The 16,649-nt window shown below is 64.7% G+C and carries 17 protein-coding genes; 12 read left to right on the top strand and 5 right to left on the bottom strand.

Annotated elements, in window-relative coordinates; genetic code table 11:
* The 6 genes from MKI88_RS13485 to MKI88_RS13460 all read left to right on the top strand — a co-directional run.
* On the top strand, positions 1–294 hold a 294-nt coding region (locus MKI88_RS13485; protein WP_241631907.1), incomplete at its 5' end, for a YbjN domain-containing protein.
* A gap of 68 nt (positions 295–362) precedes the next feature.
* Positions 363–1,844 carry a glycerol kinase GlpK gene (glpK, locus tag MKI88_RS13480; protein WP_241631906.1) on the top strand — a complete coding sequence of 494 codons (1,482 nt, stop codon included), beginning with the start codon at positions 363–365 and terminating at the stop codon, positions 1,842–1,844.
* A 41-nt stretch (positions 1,845–1,885) separates the two neighbouring features.
* Positions 1,886–2,857: a M48 family metallopeptidase gene (locus MKI88_RS13475; protein WP_241631905.1), complete on the top strand. Its 972-nt coding sequence runs from the start codon at positions 1,886–1,888 to the stop codon at positions 2,855–2,857.
* A gap of 55 nt (positions 2,858–2,912) precedes the next feature.
* A complete protein-coding gene (gene msrA, locus MKI88_RS13470) occupies positions 2,913–3,461 on the top strand; it encodes a peptide-methionine (S)-S-oxide reductase MsrA (RefSeq protein WP_241631911.1) in 549 nt (182 codons plus the stop codon).
* A gap of 67 nt (positions 3,462–3,528) precedes the next feature.
* Positions 3,529–4,395, top strand: coding sequence for a UTP--glucose-1-phosphate uridylyltransferase GalU (galU, locus tag MKI88_RS13465; RefSeq protein ID WP_407073357.1), 867 nt, complete (start codon positions 3,529–3,531; stop codon positions 4,393–4,395).
* Positions 4,396–4,472: 77 nt separating this feature from the next.
* Positions 4,473–4,748 (top strand): hypothetical protein, encoded by a 276-nt coding sequence (locus tag MKI88_RS13460; RefSeq protein WP_241631904.1) that lies wholly within the window; start codon positions 4,473–4,475, stop codon positions 4,746–4,748.
* Between the two features lie 51 nt (positions 4,749–4,799).
* Here MKI88_RS13460 and aqpZ read toward each other — a convergent pair whose 3' ends face one another.
* Both aqpZ and MKI88_RS13450 read right to left on the bottom strand, forming a co-directional pair.
* Positions 4,800–5,504 carry an aquaporin Z gene (aqpZ, locus tag MKI88_RS13455; RefSeq protein WP_241631903.1) on the bottom strand — a complete coding sequence of 235 codons (705 nt, stop codon included), beginning with the start codon at positions 5,502–5,504 and terminating at the stop codon, positions 4,800–4,802.
* 106 nt (positions 5,505–5,610) lie between these two features.
* Positions 5,611–6,564 (bottom strand): L-threonylcarbamoyladenylate synthase, encoded by a 954-nt coding sequence (locus tag MKI88_RS13450; RefSeq protein WP_241631902.1) that lies wholly within the window; start codon positions 6,562–6,564, stop codon positions 5,611–5,613.
* A gap of 48 nt (positions 6,565–6,612) precedes the next feature.
* Between MKI88_RS13450 and MKI88_RS13445 the strand changes: the two genes are divergently transcribed.
* Complete coding sequence (locus tag MKI88_RS13445) at positions 6,613–8,337, top strand: acyl-CoA dehydrogenase (protein WP_241631901.1); 1,725 nt, start codon at positions 6,613–6,615, stop codon at positions 8,335–8,337.
* A gap of 6 nt (positions 8,338–8,343) precedes the next feature.
* Here MKI88_RS13445 and MKI88_RS13440 read toward each other — a convergent pair whose 3' ends face one another.
* Both MKI88_RS13440 and MKI88_RS13435 read right to left on the bottom strand, forming a co-directional pair.
* Positions 8,344–8,700, bottom strand: a complete 357-nt coding sequence (locus tag MKI88_RS13440) for a GntR family transcriptional regulator (protein WP_241631900.1) — start codon at positions 8,698–8,700, stop codon at positions 8,344–8,346.
* 48 nt (positions 8,701–8,748) lie between these two features.
* On the bottom strand, positions 8,749–9,330 hold the full coding sequence (locus MKI88_RS13435) for a nitroreductase (protein WP_241631899.1): 582 nt from the start codon (positions 9,328–9,330) through the stop codon (positions 8,749–8,751).
* Between the two features lie 130 nt (positions 9,331–9,460).
* Here MKI88_RS13435 and MKI88_RS13430 point away from each other — a divergent pair, with 130 nt between their 5' ends.
* The 5 genes from MKI88_RS13430 (at position 9,461) to MKI88_RS13410 (ending at position 14,986) form a co-directional block, all read left to right on the top strand.
* Positions 9,461–11,239, top strand: a complete 1,779-nt coding sequence (locus MKI88_RS13430; protein WP_241631898.1) for a peptide MFS transporter — start codon at positions 9,461–9,463, stop codon at positions 11,237–11,239.
* The gene (locus MKI88_RS13425; protein ID WP_241631897.1) at positions 11,226–12,620 is read left to right on the top strand and encodes an amidohydrolase; all 1,395 of its coding nucleotides are present in this window, start codon (positions 11,226–11,228) and stop codon (positions 12,618–12,620) included. Before MKI88_RS13430 ends, MKI88_RS13425 begins: the two co-directional genes overlap by 14 nt.
* Positions 12,617–13,915 (top strand): amidohydrolase family protein, encoded by a 1,299-nt coding sequence (locus tag MKI88_RS13420; RefSeq protein WP_241631896.1) that lies wholly within the window; start codon positions 12,617–12,619, stop codon positions 13,913–13,915. Before MKI88_RS13425 ends, MKI88_RS13420 begins: the two co-directional genes overlap by 4 nt.
* A 5-nt stretch (positions 13,916–13,920) precedes the next feature.
* The gene (locus MKI88_RS13415; RefSeq protein WP_241631895.1) at positions 13,921–14,598 is read left to right on the top strand and encodes an NnrU family protein; all 678 of its coding nucleotides are present in this window, start codon (positions 13,921–13,923) and stop codon (positions 14,596–14,598) included.
* Positions 14,599–14,839: 241 nt separating this feature from the next.
* Positions 14,840–14,986: a hypothetical protein gene (locus MKI88_RS13410; RefSeq protein ID WP_241631894.1), complete on the top strand. Its 147-nt coding sequence runs from the start codon at positions 14,840–14,842 to the stop codon at positions 14,984–14,986.
* A gap of 75 nt (positions 14,987–15,061) precedes the next feature.
* On the opposite strand, the gene MKI88_RS13405 is transcribed toward MKI88_RS13410, so the two are convergent.
* A complete protein-coding gene (locus MKI88_RS13405; protein ID WP_241631893.1) occupies positions 15,062–16,582 on the bottom strand; it encodes an arylsulfatase in 1,521 nt (506 codons plus the stop codon).
* Between the last annotated feature and the right edge of the window lie 67 nt (positions 16,583–16,649).

Here is a 16,649-nt window from a genome sequence, read left to right as displayed (position 1 = left end):
GCGGTCGAAAAACGCGCCGCCATGTACGAGACGCTCGGGCTTATCAACGAGCAGCTGTGGCTCGGTCATTTCGAGCTGTGGTCGTCGAGCGGGATCGTGCTGTTCCGTCACGCCGCGCTGCTCGACGGGCAGGAGGATTATCACCTCTCGCTCGAACAGGTCGAACTGCTCGTCGAGACCGCGATCGACGAATGCGAGCGCTTCTATCCCGTCTTCCAGTTCGTGCTGTGGGGCGGCAAGTCGCCGACCGAGGCGATCGCGGCCGCACTGATCGAGACGCGCGGCGAGGCCTGAGGCCACACCCTTGCCATTCGTGGCTTTCGCACGGGCGGCAGTTATGATTGAAATGGGCCATGGGGGCGATGCCGAAATCCGTCGACAAGATACTCGTCATTGACGAGGGCACGACCTCGACCCGCGCCATGCTGTTTTCAGCGGACGGCGTGCGGCTCGGTCAGGCGCAGGCGCCGATCAGCCAGCATTATCCCGCACCCGGCCTCGTCGAGCACGATGCCGCCGAAATCTGGGCGCTGACGCTCAAATGCGCGCGCGAGATGGTGGAGCGGGCGGGCGGAGCCGCGGCGATCGCGTGTATCGGGATCACCAACCAGCGCGAGACCGTCGTGTTCTGGGACCGGCGCACGGGCGAACCGCTCGCGCCCGCGATCGTCTGGCAGGACAGGCGCACCGCCGGGCGCTGCGCGGAGTTGAAGGAGCGCGGCGAGGAGCCAGGCGTACAGGCGCGTACCGGGCTGCTGCTCGACCCCTATTTCTCGGCGAGCAAGATCGGCTGGGCGCTCGAGCACTGGCCGCAGCTGCGCGAGGCCGGCGACAATCTGGCGGTGGGCACGGTCGAGAGCTACCTCGTCTTTCGCCTGACCGGCGGTGCGCATGTCAGCGATGCGACCAATGCCTCGCGCACCGCGCTGATGGCGATCGGCGCGAGCGGCTGGGACGACGGGCTGCTCGATCTGTTCGGCGTGCCGCGCACGATCCTGCCCGAGATCGTCGATTGTGCGGGGCCGATCGGGATGACCGATCCCGGCCTGTTCGGCGCAGCGATCCCGATCACGGGCATGGCAGGCGACCAGCAGGCCGCGACGATCGGCCAGGCGTGCCTCGAGCCGGGCCAGACCAAGGCTACCTTCGGCACGGGCGCCTTCGTACTGACCAATACCGGGCGGCGGCTGCCGCAGTCGCGCAACCGCCTGCTTTCGACGATCTGCTGGCAGCTGTCGGGCGAGCGGCATTATGCGCTTGAAGGGTCGGTCTTCGTCGCGGGGAGCCTGATCCAGTGGCTGCGCGATGAACTGGGACTGATGGCGACTGCGCCCGAAAGCGAGGCGCTGGCGCGTTCGGTTGCGGATAATGGCGGCGTGTACCTCGTTCCCGCGCTGACCGGGCTCGGCGCGCCCTGGTGGAAACCGACGGCGCGCGCCGCGATCACGGGGCTCAGTTTTTCGACGGGGCGTGCGCATATCGTGCGCGCCGCGCTCGAGGCGATGGCGCACCAGACCAGCGACCTCAAATCGGCCTTCGCGGCGGATGGCGCCGACTGGCAGACGCTGCGGATCGACGGCGGCATGGTCGGCAATGACTGGATGGCGCAGGATCTCGCGGACATGCTTGCAATCCCCGTCGAGCGGCCGGCCTTTGTCGAGACGACCGCAGTGGGTGCGGCGATGCTTGCTGGTGTGGGTTCGGGCCTGTTCGATTCGCTGAAGGCCGCCGCCGCCCTGCGCGGCGCCGTCACCCTGTTCGAGCCGGACATCGATGCGGCCGTGCGCCAGACGAGGCTCGCGGGCTGGTCGCATGCAGTGCGAAGCGTCGTCGAAAGCGCCTGACGCGGCTGTTCCGCAGCGCGGCATTGTGCCATGATCTCGCCATGCCCCTCCTGAAGTGCCTAAAGACGCTGGCGATCGTTCCGGCGCTGTTGCTTGCCGCCGCATCTCCGCCTGCGGACGAGCGGCCGCGCGAGACGCTCGAATCGCTGCTCGCGCTCGACATCGCCACCGCCCGGATCGGTTACCGGATCGTCACGGCCAATGCGATGCTGTGCGATGAGCGGATCCCCGCCAGTGGCATGCTGCTTCATGGTATCGAGCAATATGGCGGCGAATATCGTGATGCCGCGGCGCGCCTGTTCACGCTGGGCGAAGCGCCCGGCGTGGCGGCGGTGCTGCCGGGCACGCCGGCGGCGGATGCGGGCGTGCGCGCCGGCGATGCGGTACTTGCGATCAACGGCGTCCCCACAGCCGTTCCTGCCAGCCTGCGCGGCAAGGGCGATTTCGACCGGATGGCGCTGGTGTTCGACCAGTTCGAAGAGGCGCTTGTCGCAGGGCCGGTGACCCTCGACATCGTGCGCGGTGGCGAACGGCTTTCGATCGGCTTTGCGGGTGTCCCCGCCTGCGCGTCGCGCTTCCAACTGGAGCCATCGTCCGAACTCAACGCCTCGGCGGACGGCCGCTATGTGCAGATCAGTTCGGCCTTTGTCGGCTATTTCGCCAATGACGACGAATTCGCCGCGATCATGGCGCACGAGATTGCGCACAATATCCTGCGCCATCGTGACCGTCTCGACGCACAGAACATCCCGCGCGGCTTCTTCTCCAAATTCGGCAAGAATGCCGCGCGCATCCGCGAAACCGAGATAGAGGCGGACAAGTTCAGCCTGAAGCTGCTCGCCAATGCGGGCTTCCGCATGGAGGCAGCACCCGATTTCTGGCGGCGCTTCGGCCCCGAACATGGCTATGGCATCTTTTCCGACGCAACCCATCTGCGCTGGAAAAAGCGAGTCGCGATGCTCGAGGCCGAAATCGTGGCGCTGCGCCAGGCGGCCGCCAATACCGAGCGATGATTGCGCCTTGCGTCGCGCTTCCTATCTTGGGAGCCGAATTGAGAAAGGACGAATGATGGCCGAAGAAATCGCGACGCTGGCAGGCGGGTGTTTCTGGTGTGTCGAGGCGGTGTACGACGATGTGATCGGGATATCCTCGGTCGAGAGCGGCTATACGGGCGGGCAGACGGTGAACCCCGATTACAAGCAGGTGTGCAGCGGCGAGACCGGTCATGCCGAGGCGATCCGGATCACGTTCGATCCGTCGATCATCAGCTATGACGACCTGCTCGACATCTTTTTCCACATCCACGATCCGACGCAGCTCAACCGCCAGGGCAACGACATCGGCACGCAGTATCGCTCGGCGATCTTTCCGCATTCGCCCGAACAGGAGGCTTCGGCACGGGCGGCGATCACGCGCGCTGCGAGCGACTGGAACGATCCGATCGTGACGACGATCGAACCGCTCGCGTCCTGGTATCCTGCGGAGGATTACCATCAGGAATATTTCGCGCGCGAAGGGTCGAAGAATCCCTATTGCATGGCGGTGGTGGCGCCAAAGCTGCAGAAGTTCCGCAAGAGCTACGCAGCGCGGCTCAAGGCCGCTGCGGCGAATGCCTGATTCATGTAATTGACCGGGCCACGGCGTATCAGCAAAGCGTCGGGCTCTTGCATAATGGGGGATCATGATGAAGCGCGTTCGTAAGGCGGTGTTCCCGGTGGGGGGGCTGGGCACGCGATTCCTGCCGGCCACCAAGGCGATGCCCAAGGAAATGCTCCCGATCGTCGATCGTCCGCTGATCCAATATGCGGTCGATGAGGCGCGCGAGGCGGGAATCGAGCAGATCATCTTCGTCACCGGTCGTGGGAAATCGGCGATCGAGGACCATTTCGACATCGCCTATGAGCTTGAATCGACCATGGCGTCGCGCGGCAAGTCGCTCGAGATCCTCGAACAGACCCGCCTTGCACCGGGTTCGGTCGCCTATGTCCGCCAGCAGGAACCAATGGGGCTTGGGCATGCGGTATGGTGCGCACGCGACATTGTGGGGGATGAGCCCTTCGCGGTTCTGCTCGCCGACGACCTGATGGTCGGCAAGCCCGGCTGCCTGAAGCAGATGATGGACGCCTATGAGAAGACGGGCGGTAACATCATCTGCGCGCAGGAGGTGCCGGAGGACCAGACGCACCTGTACGGCATCATCACGCCGGGGATGCGCGATGGCGCGCTGACCGAGGTGAAGGGGCTTGTCGAAAAGCCCAGGCCGGGCACTGCGCCTTCCAATCTCTCGGTGATCGGCCGCTATATCCTCCAGCCCGAGGTGATGCGCGTGCTCGAACGCCAGGAAAAGGGCGCTGGTGGTGAAATCCAGCTGACCGACGCGATGGCCAACATGATCGGAGGTCAGCCCTTTCACGGACTGACTTTTGCTGGACGCCGTTTCGATTGCGGCGACAAAGCCGGCTATATCCACGCCAATATGGCGCTGGCGGCCGAGCGCGATGACATCGGTGCATCGGTGCGGGCATTCGGGGTCGAACTGTTCGGGAAATAGGTCCGGCGCTTCCGTCGTTCAGGACAATGTCAGGCGGGTGTGCGTTAGGATGCACGCGCGTATCGGAGTAATTGGTAATGAGATTTCTGGTTTTGCTCGCCCTGCCGCTCGCGCTGGGCGGCTGTATCGCCAAGACCGCGGTCGATATCGTGACGCTGCCCGTCAAGGCTGTGGGTGCAGGCGTGGATGCGGTGACGACGAGCCAGTCCGAGGCCGATGAAAAGCGCGGCCGCGAGATGCGCAAGCAGGAAGAGCGCGAGGGCAAGGAAGCACGCAAGCGTGAGAAGGCGGCGCGCGAAGCCGCCGAGCGCGGTGAGCCTTATGCGGGTGAATATCCCGGCGAACCCCAATGAAAAATGCCCGGGCGCGCGGCCCGGGCATTCCGTGGTGATGAGGCTTTCGCTTCAGCCTTGTTTTGCGCCAGCGAACATCTTGTAGACGAAGCCGCCCAGCGCACCGCCGATCAGCGGCGCCACCCAGAAGAGCCAGAGCTGCTGGATCGCCCAGCCGCCTACGATGAGCGCCGGACCCGTGCTGCGCGCGGGATTGACCGAGGTGTTGGTCACCGGGATGCTGATGAGGTGGATGAGCGTGAGCCCGAGGCCGATTGCGATCGGGGCGAAGCCCGCGGGTGCGCGGCCATCGGTCGCACCCATGATGATGATCAGGAAGAAGAAGGTGAGCAGCACCTCGATCAGAAAGCCTGCGGCCATGCTGTACTGCCCGGGCGAATGCTCGCCAAAGCCGTTGGCGGCAAGGCCGTTGACCGCAAGGTCGTAGCTCGCCGTGCCGCTTGCGATGCAATAGAGCGCAAAGGCGGCCGCGATGGCGCCGAGCACCTGCGCGATCACATAAGCGGGTATGTCGGCCGTCGCGAAGCGTCCGCCAGCCCACAGGCCCAGCGTGACCGCGGGGTTGAAATGCCCGCCGGAGATATGGCCGACAGCATAGGCCATGGTGAGAACGGTGAGGCCAAAGGCGAGGGCGACGCCCGCAAAGCCTATGCCCAGTTCGGGAAATGCTGCGGCAAGTACGGCGCTGCCGCATCCGCCGAAAACAAGCCAGAATGTGCCGAGAAATTCCGCGATGCCACGTTGAACGATCGTCATGTCTCGCTCCCCTTTTGGCGCCCCGCATGTTCGGGGCGGGCAGGGGAGTGTGACCTAAAGTTGTGAAAGCGTAAAGAAACACATGGAATCGCAGCGATTCTGCTGGTCAGGCGGCTGCGCGGGCAAGGCGATCGTTGATTGCGACTCCGAGCCCGTGATGCGGAACCGGCGCAATCGCGATGGCGGTTCGATTGCTCCCGTCGGCCTGGTGGAGCAGGTCGAACAGGCGCGCGGCCGCCTCGACAAGGTCTCCTTGTGGCGAAAGGCTTGCGTCGCCCGCGATCGGGCCGAAACCGATCAGCCATTCGTTATCGCGCGCCTCGGTCGCGTTGAGGCGCACCGGCTTGGCGGGCGCGTAATGGCTGGCGAGCTGGCCGGGTGCCTCGATCGCGCCGCTGGCCGCAGTCGTGACTGGGAACCCCGCAGCGGCTGTAATCTGCTCGGGCGTGATCGGGCCGGGACGGAGCAGGCGGACCACGCCATCCGCGGGCGCGACTATCGTCGATTCGATGCCCTGTGCGGTTGCGCCGGCATCGACGATCAGCGGGATCCGCCCGTCGAGGCTTGCGCTGACATGTTCGGCGCGTGTCGGGCTGATGCGTCCGCTGGCATTCGCGGAAGGCGCGGCGAGCGGCCGTCCGCTGACCCTGAGCAGCGCCTGCATCGCTTCGTGCGCTGGGCAACGCAGCGCGATCGTGCCCAGCCCCGCAGTCGCGATCGACGCGATCGGCGCATCGGGCCTGAGCGGTGCCACGATCGTCAGCGGGCCCGGCCAGAAGGCGGCCGCGAGCGCGTGCGCCGTGTCGTCGAACATCGCGAGCGCCTCGGCCGCGGCAAGATCGGGAATGTGGACGATCAACGGGTTGAAGCTGGGGCGCCCCTTGGCGGCATAGATTCGCGCGACCGCTTCCGGATTCGTCGCATCGGCGGCGAGTCCATAGACCGTTTCGGTCGGAATCGCGATCGGATGGCCTTGGCGGATCAGTGCCGCGGCCTCGTCGATCGCCGCCTTGCCGTAGGGGCGTGTCACGGTCTGATAGGACGCATTTGAGCCGGTCATGCAGTGGCGCTATAGCGCGCGCAAATCACACGCAAGGATGTAGTCCCGATGACCTATGTTGCTCCCGTTTCCGAACAGCGCTTCGTGCTCGAGCATGTCGTGAAGATCGGGGAGCTTGCCGACACCGAAAAATATGCGGCGGCCTCGCCCGATATGGTCGACGCGATCCTCGAGGGGGCGGGGCAGTTCGCCGAGGGCGAATATGCACCGCTCAACCGCGCGGGCGACGAGATCGGCGCGCAGTGGAAGGACGGCGTCGTCACCATGCCGCCGGGCTTCCGTGAGGCTTACCAGGCGTTCGTCGATGGCGGCTGGGGCAGCATCAACGGCCCCGAGGCCTATGGCGGGCAGGGACTGCCCTATGCGCTCGCAACCGTGATCATGGAGGATCTGGGTAGCGCGAACATGGGGTTCTCGCTCTGCAACATGCTGACTCCGGGCGCGATCGAGGCGCTGATTGCCTATGGTACGGACGAGCAGAAGGCGGCATGGCTGCCCCGGCTGATCACGGGCGAATGGACGGGCACGATGAACCTGACCGAGCCGCAGGCGGGATCGGACGTCGGCGCGCTGCGCACCACCGCGACCCCCGTGGGCGATGGCGGCTATCGGATCAAGGGCACCAAGATCTTCATCACCTTCGGTGAGCATGATCTTGCCGACAATATCGTCCACCTCGTCCTCGCGCGCACCCCCGGTGCGCCCGCGGGAACGCGCGGCATCTCGCTGTTCCTCGTGCCCAAGTTCCGCCTCGATGCAGAGGGCAGGCCCGCCGAGCCCAATGACGTCCGCTGCGTCTCGATCGAGCACAAGCTGGGCATCCATGCCTCGCCGACCTGCGTGCTGAGCTTCGGCGACAATGACGATTGCATCGGCCATCTGATCGGCCCCGAATTCGGTGGCATCGCCGCGATGTTCGTGATGATGAACAATGCGCGGCTCAATGTCGGCCTGCAGGGCGTCCAGATCGGCGAGCGTGCGACGCAGCAGGCGGTGTCCTACGCGCGCGAACGTATCCAGTCGGCGCGCGCCGGCGGGCCTTCGCGCGATCCCGTCGCGATCATCGAGCATCCCGATGTCCGCCGCATGCTGCTGCGCATGAAGGCGCTGACGCAGGGCGCACGCGCGCTGGTCTACTATGCCGCCGGTCAGGTCGACCGCGCGCATCTCGGCGATGTCGATGCCGCGAATCGGCTCGACCTGCTGACCCCGCTCGCCAAGGCTTACGGCACCGATGTCGGCTGCGAGGTCGCCTCGCTCGGCGTGCAGGTACATGGCGGCATGGGCTTTATCGAGGAGACCGGCGCCGCGCAGCATTATCGCGATATCCGTATCGCGCCGATCTATGAAGGAACCAACGGCATTCAGGCGGCCGATCTGGTCGGGCGCAAGCTCGGGCTCGAGGGCGGCGCGACGCTCAAGGCGCTTATCGCCGACATGCGCGCAGAGGCCGAGGACGCGGGGCTGCGTGCGCTGATCGATTCGGTCGAGACGGTCGGTGCGCATCTGGCGTCCGCGGGCGCCGATGACCGGCTGGCGGCGAGCTATCCCTTGCTGACGATGCTTTCGGTCGCGGTCGCAGGCTGGCTGATGGAGCGCCAGGGCCGTATCGCGGACACGGCCATGGGCGACCCGGCCTTCCTCGCGATGAAGCAGGCGGCCGCGCGCTACTATGTCGGGCAGGTCGTGCCCGAGGCGCAGGGCCTTGCCGCGTCTGCGATGGCGGGTGCGGAACTGCTCTATTCGGTGGATCAGGCGGCGTTCGCCGCCTGACAGCGCTCAGGCGTCGATGCGATCGAGAAGCTCGGCGGGCTCGATGCCCAGCCGGGCGATGTGCTGACGAATTTTGGGCCAGAATTCGGTGAGGAACTGCGCGCGCTCGTCGACGCGCAGCTGGTCGATGGCGCCCTCGGCTACGAACATGCCGATGCCGCGCTTGACCGTGACATAGCCCTTGTCCTGCAGGCTCTGATACGCCTTGGCGACCGTCAGGGGATTGGCGCCATGTTCGCTCGCGAACACGCGTACCGATGGAAGCTGATCACCCTCGGCATAGGTTCCGTCGAGAATCATCGCCGAGATCATGCCGCGAAGCCTCAGATAAACCGGGCTTTCTTCACCGCCTATCACTGTCATAGGGGCATAATACACATGCCGGCATGAAATGCCAATGCGCGATTGCGATCAGCCGCCCGGCCAGTAGCTGACGATCATGTCCATATCGGGGCGCGGCCGCTCCTCGAGATCGCGCGAGGGCGATCCGATGAAGACGAAGCCCGCAATCCGCTCGGGTGCCGCACCAAAGGCGTCGCGCACCGCGTCGCTATAGGCGGGCCAGCCCGTGAGCCAGCCGCCGACAAAGCCCATGGCATGCGCCGCGTGAAGCAGGTTCATCGCCACCGCACCCGCCGACAACTGCTGCTCCCAGAGCGGAATCTTGCTCGATTCTTTGGGCGATGAGAGAACCACGACCAGCGTCGGCGCCTGATGCGCAAACTGTTGCATTGCCTCGATTTCCAGTCGCCCCGCCTCGGGTCGCTCGGCGCGGTAGGCATCGACGAGCAGCCCGGCGAGCGCCTCGCGGCGGTTGCCTTCCACGATCACGAAGCGCCAGGGCGCGAGCTTGCCGTGATCGGGCGTGCGCGCCGCGATGGTCAGCATCTCGCGCAGCTGCTCCGCATCGGGTCCCGGCGCCACCATGTCGCGCGGCTTGCCTGATCGGCGGGAGGCAAGAAGCGAAAGCGGGGTGCTGCGGTCGTTGAACATGAGGGCCGCCCTACCAGCGTCACAGCCGCGCAACAATGTTCTTCACACGAGCAATTTCCACGCTAGTCTGCGCCGCAATCAGGCCGGCCCGTTCCGGCCAAAGTCAATTCCACGGGGAGCAGTTTGCCAAATGGCTAGCAATTCAACCACCGGAGCAGGCGAAAAGACCTGGTTCGGCCATCCACCACAGCTTGCGCGCCTGTTCACCACCGAGATGTGGGAGCGTTTCGGCTATTACGGCATGCGCGCGCTGCTCGCGCTCTACCTCGCGCAGTGGTTCCTGTTCGATGACCAGACCACCGGCGGCCTCTATGGCGCCTTTACCAGCCTCGTCTACCTGACCCCGCTGTTCGGCGGGCTGATCGCGGACCGTCTGCTTGGCGCCAAGCGCTCGGTGAAGTTCGGCGCGATCATCATGTGCCTTGGCTATCTGGGGCTGTGCTTTGGTGGCGAACAGGCGAAGCCCGTCTTCAATCATGCCGGGCAGAGCTATGAGGTCCAGGTCTCGAAGGACGCGGCCGGCAAGTCGGTCCAGTCGGTCGTCACGACTGCCGGCACCTATGCGATCAAGGGCAATGACGACGGCAGCGTCACGCTCCAGGGTTCGGACGGCAGCGTGCTGCCGCAGACGATCGCCAAGGGCGAATTCAAGGCCGATGCGGAGCGCAATCCGTTCTGGGTCTCGATCATGCTGCTGTCGCTCTCGCTCGTCGTCGTCGGCAACGGCTTCTTCAAGCCCAACATCTCGACGATCGTCGGCACGCTCTATGCCCCCGGCGACCGCCGCCGCGATGCGGGCTTCACCATCTTCTACATGGGCATCAACCTCGGCTCGATCGGCAGCCAGATCTTCGCACCGCTTTTCGCCCAGTGGTTCGGCTGGTGGGCGGGCTTCGGCCTCGTTGCCGTCGGCATGGCGATCGCCTGGGGCCTGTTCCAGTTCGATGGCGGGCGCCTGAAGGGCTATGGCGAGCCGCCGGCCGATGTTGGGGAAAAGTCGCGGTTCTATGTCTATCTGGGCGCGCTCGCCGCGATCCCCGTCGCATGGTTCCTGCTCAACAACGCAATGCTCTCCGCACAGGCCGCGCACGCCGCGGCAGGTGAAGGCACGGGCATCCTCGGTTATCTCGCGGCGCTGCCACTGCTCGGCAAGGTGCTCTTCGGGCTGTTCGTCGCGGCCGTGATCGGCATTCCGGTCTGGGCGGCGCGCGTGGGGACGCGCGAAGAATTCGAGAAGATGGTCGTGGCGATCGTGCTGGTCGTGATGTCGGTCGTCTTCTGGACGCTGTTCGAACTCGCGGGTTCCGCGCTCACGCTGTTCGCCGAACGCTCGACCGACCGCCATATCGGCTTCGGCATGGACATGCCCGCGGGCTCGGTGCAGGCGTTCAACCCGATCTTCATCGTGCTGCTCGCGCCGCTTTTTGCGGGGCTCTGGGTCAAGCTCGCAAAGCGCAACTTCGAACCTTCGATCCCGGTCAAATTCTCGTTCGCGCTCGTTCTCGTCGGGCTCGGCTTCCTCGTCGTCGTGTTCGGTGCGCAGTTCGCGGACAGCCAGTTCCGCGTCGGCATCATCTGGCTTGCGCTGCTCTATCTGCTCCACTCGATCGGCGAGCTCTGCCTTTCGCCTGTCGGTCTGTCGATGATCACCAAGCTCTCGATCGCCCGGATTGTGGGCATGATGATGGGCGTGTGGTTCCTCGCGACCTCGATGGCGAACTATGTCGGTGGCATGATCACGCAGTTCGCGAGCGTCGAGACCGTGGGCGGCGAAGTAACCAACCCCAAGATGGCGCTCGACACCTATATCGGCGTGTTCCAGACGATCGGTCTCTGGGCGATCGGCATCGGCATTTTCCTCTTCGTGATTTCCCCACTCCTGAAAAGGTGGATGCATGGCGTTCAGTAAGCGTGGTTTGATTGTGCTGGCGGCGGGGCTCACGCTCGCCGCCTGCGCGAAGGGGGAGGCAGCGCCCAAATCGGCCTCGGCCGTGAAGGCACCCCCGCCCAATGAAAATCCCTATCCTTCGACCTACAAGCCCTATCCCGGCGCGCCGACGGTGATCCGCGGCGCCACGGTCTTCGATGGCGAAGGCGGTCGCATCGAAAATGGCGTCGTCTTCTTTTCCGAAGGCAAGGTGACCGCGATTGGCGGCCCCGAAACCGCGATCCCCGAAGGCGCGACGGTGATCGACGGTGCCGGCAAATGGGTGACGCCCGGTATCATCGATATCCATAGCCATCTGGGCGACTATGCCTCGCCCGGTGTGCAGGCACATTCGGACGGTAATGAGGCGACCAACCCCATAACCGCGCAGGTCTGGGCCGAGCACAGCGTCTGGCCGCAGGATCCGGGCTTCAGTCGTGCGCTCGCCAATGGCGGCATCACCACGCTGCAGATCCTCCCCGGCTCGGCCAACCTGTTCGGTGGCCGCACGGTCACGCTCAAGAACGTCCCCGCGCGCACGATGCAGGGGATGAAATTTCCCGGCGCACCCTATGGCCTGAAGATGGCGTGCGGCGAGAACCCGAAGCGCGTCTATGGCGGCCGCAACCAGCAGCCCTCGACGCGCATGGGCAATATCGCGGTCAATCGCCAGACCTGGGCCAAGGCGACCGAATACAAAAACAAGCGCGCCGCCGGTAAGGAGCAGGCGCGCGACATCGGGCTGGATACGCTCGCCGACGTGCTCGAAGGCAAGATCAACGTCCATAACCATTGCTACCGCGCCGACGAGATGGCGATCGTGATCGATATGGCCAAGGAGTTCGGCTACAAGGTCGCAAGCTTCCAGCACGCGGTGGAAGGCTACAAGATCGCCGACCTCCTCAAGGAAAACGACATCTGCGCGGCGATGTGGGCCGACTGGTACGGGTTCAAGATGGAATCCTATGACGCGATCCACGAGAATATCCCGCTCGTCCACAATGCGGGTGCCTGTGCGATCGTCCACTCGGACGATGCCAACGGCATCCAGCGGCTCAATCAGGAGGCTGCCAAGGCGCTCGCTGACGGGCGCCGGATCGGCATCAATGTCAGCGATGAAGTGGCGTGGACCTGGCTCAGCTACAACCCGGCAAAGGCGATGGGCATAGCCGACAGAACCGGCAGTCTGAAACCCGGCAAGATGGCCGACGTGGTGCTGTGGAACGGCAATCCCTTCAGCGTCTATACCCGCCCTGAAAAGGTGTGGATCGATGGCGCGCTGCTCTATGACGCCAATGATCCAAAGCGGAGGCCGGTCAGCGACTTCGAACTTGGCCAGCCGGGTGAGGGAGATCCGAAATGAGGCATCTCCTTCTTGCATGCGCCGCGTTGATCGCGGCTCCCGCCTCGGCACAGACCGTTGCGATCACGGGCGGCACCGTTGCGCTGGGCGACGGGTCGGCACCGATCGAGGGCGGCACCGTCGTAGTGCGTGATGGGCGGATCGTCGCGGCGGGTCGGGGCGTGGCTGCGCCCGCAGGCGCGCAGGTGATCGATGCGACCGGAAAATGGGTCACCCCCGGCATCGTCGGCGGCTTCTCGCGGCTCGGCATCGTTGAGGTTGATGCCGTCAGCCCCACCAACGATGCCGCCGCGAGGAACGCGCCCTGGTCGGCGGCGATCGATGTCGCGCCCGCGGTCAATCCGCGCGCCACCCCGATCGCGATCAATCGTGCGGCCGGTGTGACCCGCGCCATCGTCTCTCCGGGCACGGCGGCGACGATGTTCGCGGGGCAGGGCGCGGTGATCGACCTCGGCGTGGACATGGATGCAGTGACCAGGCCCCGCGCCTTCCAGTTTGTCGAGTTTGGTGAAGCGGGCGCCGCGGAGGCCGGAGGAAGCCGCGCGGCAGCATTTCTCCAGTTCCGGACCTCGCTCAAGGCCGCGCAGCGCTACGCCCGCAATCCCGCGACCTATGACGGCGACAGCAAGGATGCCTTCCTGCCCTCCGCCGATGCCGAGGCGCTGGTGCCCGTCGTCGAGGGACGGACTCCGCTGCTCGTTCATGTCGAACGGGGCAGCGATATCCTCAACGTGCTCGCGCTACGTCGCGAATTTCCTGCGCTCAAGATGGTGCTGGTCGGAGCAAGCGAAGGCTGGACCGTCGCTGCGCAGATCGCGGCGGCCAGGGTTCCGGTCATCGCGTCGGCGCTGCGCGATCTGCCCGACAGTTTCGAGGTGGTTGCCGCGACCCAGTCCAATATCGGCCGTCTCAAGGCTGCCGGGGTCGATGTGTCGATCGGCATGATCGACGATGACGAATCGCGCATGGTCAAGCGTTCGACGCAATATGCGGGCAATCTTGTCGCGCTCAGTAAGGTGCCGGGGGCTGCCGGTCTCGACTGGGGACAGGCATTCGCCACGATCACGTCGGGCCCGGCGGAAGCTATCGGGCTTGGCGGCGAGATCGGATCGCTGCGCGCCGGCCGTAGGGCCGATGTCGTGATCTGGGATGGCGACCCGCTCGAACTCGCCAGCGCGGCGGAGCGCGTCTGGATCGACGGCGTAGAGCAGCCGCTCGACAATCGCCAGACCAGGCTGCGCGATCGCTATCGCACCGCCACCGACGGCGCCTTGCCCAAGGCGTACGATAGGTGAGCCCGATGGCTGTCCTGATCGCGGCATGCGTCGCGTTCGTGGGAAGCCATTTTCTGTTGTCGCATCCGTTGCGCGCCGGCCTCGTAAAGCGGCTCGGCGCGCAGCCATTTCTGGGGGTCTATTCGATCGTCGCGCTCGCGACCTTCGCATGGATCATCCTCGCGGCGCGTGGCGTTCCGGTTCAGACTCCGCTCTGGAATGCGCCTCAATGGGTCTGGGCCGTGGGCAGCATGGTGATGCTGCTCGCATCGATCCTGTTCGTCGGCTCGCTGATCGGCAATCCGGCCTTGCCAGATGCAAAGCTTGCTGCGGCACGCGAGCCGCGCGGAGTCTTCGCTGTCACGCGGCACCCGATGATGTGGGGCTTCGCGCTCTGGGGCTTTGTCCATATCGGGGTCTGGCCGACCCCCGCAAACTTCGCGATCGGGCTTGCGATCATCGTCCTCGCGCTTGGAGGTTCGGTGGGGCAGGACGCCAAAAAGGCGAAGCTTGTGGGTGACGCCTGGAAAGTCTGGGTTTCGCGCACCGCCTTCGTGCCCTTCACCGGCTCCGCACCCATCAGCGCGTGGTGGCCGGGCTGGGGCGTTCTGGCAGGCGGGCTTTTATTGTGGCTCATCGCCACTTACGCGCACCCCTGGCTCGGGGCGCCGGCGGTCGGGCTGTGGCGCGCCGTTTCCATCTGAACCTGCATGTCCGGCCATTTGTCGGAATAACCCTCTGAGGCGGTTTTGTCTTAAACTGCGGTGGTTGCCTCCGCTCGGTTCGTCGCAATCGCCACCAGGAGTGATTGCTTCGCCACACATATGTGACAAAATGGCGACAGAGTAGGGGTGGGTTAAGATGCCATTTGATTCGATGCCGCAGGGCGGGTCCCGGGGGGACCCTTGGGCGCGTGTGTGTCACAGTTGCAAGATGCCGATCGGCGTGAACGAGCCGACCGAGGAGCTGCGTTTCGACGTCGATCCCGAGCGCAAGCTCGAGGAGATGAACGGCACTTACCATGCCGCGTGCGCGAAACCGCTGCTCAGCATCAAGCGCGCGCTCGACATGCTGAGCTGGCGGCCCTCTTAAGCAGTCCGGTCCGCCCGCTACAGGACGGGCGAACCAGCATCCGTTTTAATGCGCTGGCACACAGCCGCGCGAGCCTCAGTTCTGGCTGGGGCCCGCGGTCGAAATCTTCTCCATTACGTCGCTAACGGTAAAGCTTGCCGCCTTTGCGCGCGGCGGGAATTCCTTGAAGCTGTCCATATATCTGGCGACGATCTCCTGGGCCGGGACCAGCAGGAACGCCCGACGGCACTCCCAGTCGGGGAACCAACTGCTTTCGATCGCACGCTCGAACGGGTCGGCGCGAATATTGGTGAGAAACGGAACGCGAAGCCGGGTGAAATCGCGCTTCCAGACGTCCAGTCCGTGATGCTCCTGAATCATGAAACTCATCTTCCAGTTGCGGACGCGCAGACCCATCAGGTCGCCATCGTCGCTCCAGTAAAGGAAGCCGTCGCGAGGCGACTTGTCCTCGTCACCCTTGAGGAACGGCTGCAGGTCATTTCCGTCAAGGTGGACCTTGAATTTCTTGCCATTTAGCGTGTGACCCTTTCTGAGCTTGGCAACGAGGTCGGGTTCGCCCGCAGCAGCCGCAAAGGTTGGAATGAAGTCTTCGTGCGCGCACATCTCGTTGACGATCGTCCCCGGTTCGATCACGCCGGGCCAGCGCATCGCGCACGGGACGCGAAATGCGCCTTCCCAGTTCGTCGCCTTTTCGCCCTTGAAAGGTGTGTTGCCCCCGTCGGGCCAGCTCATGCATTCAGCGCCGTTGTCGGTGGTGTAGACGACGATGGTGTCGTCGGCGACGCCGAGCTCGTCGAGCAGTGCTAGCAGCTCGCCGACATGCCCGTCATGCTCGACCATGCCATCCGCATAGAGGCCGATCCCGGTCTTGCCCTGCGATTCCTCCTTCAAATGGGTAAAGATGTGCATCCTGGTGCTGTTGAAGTAGCAGAACCACGGATTGCCCGCGTCGTGGTTGCGCTTGATGAAGTCCTTGGCCGAGGCGAGAAATTCCTCGTCGATCGTTTCCATCCGCTTCTTGCTCATCGGACCGGTATTCTCGATGACCTGCTTGCCGACCCGGCCGAAGGCAGGGTCTTCCGTCTGATCGTCGGCATCCGAGGCCTTGCACTTCAACACGCCGCGTGGGCCGAACTTCGCGCGAAACGCCGGGTCTTTCGGATAGTCTTCGTTCTCCGGCTCTTCCTCTGCATTCAGGTGATAGAGGTTGCCGAAGAACTCGTCGAAACCGTGCACGGTAGGCAGGTGCTCGTTGCGATCACCAAGATGGTTCTTGCCGAACTGGCCGGTGGTATAGCCATAGGTCTTGAGCACATCGCCGATCGAAGGGTCGTCTGGGCCGAGACCGAGCGACGCGCCCGGCAGCCCGACCTTGGTAAGTCCGGTGCGGATCGGCGATTGGCCCGTCAGAAAGGCCGCGCGGCCTGCGGTACAGCTTTGCTGGCCATACCAGTCGGTGAACCGCGCGCCTTCCTCCGCGATCCTGTCGATATTGGGCGTGCGATAGCCCATGATGCCACTGTTGTAGCAGCTGGCATTGAACCAGCCGATATCGTCGCCCATGATGAAAAGAATATTGGGCTTCGTGTCCGCCATGCTTGCCTCCGTCAGCCCCCATTTGGTCGAGCCTAAGGAGCGCACTTCTGAGCCGCCATCGGGACTT

Source organism: Sphingomonas sp. LaA6.9, from assembly GCF_022601895.1.
In the GTDB taxonomy this organism is placed as follows: Bacteria; Pseudomonadota; Alphaproteobacteria; order Sphingomonadales; family Sphingomonadaceae; genus Sphingobium_A.
Note: the sequence above shows the minus strand (reverse complement) of the source record. Positions and strands in the feature narration are given on the sequence as shown.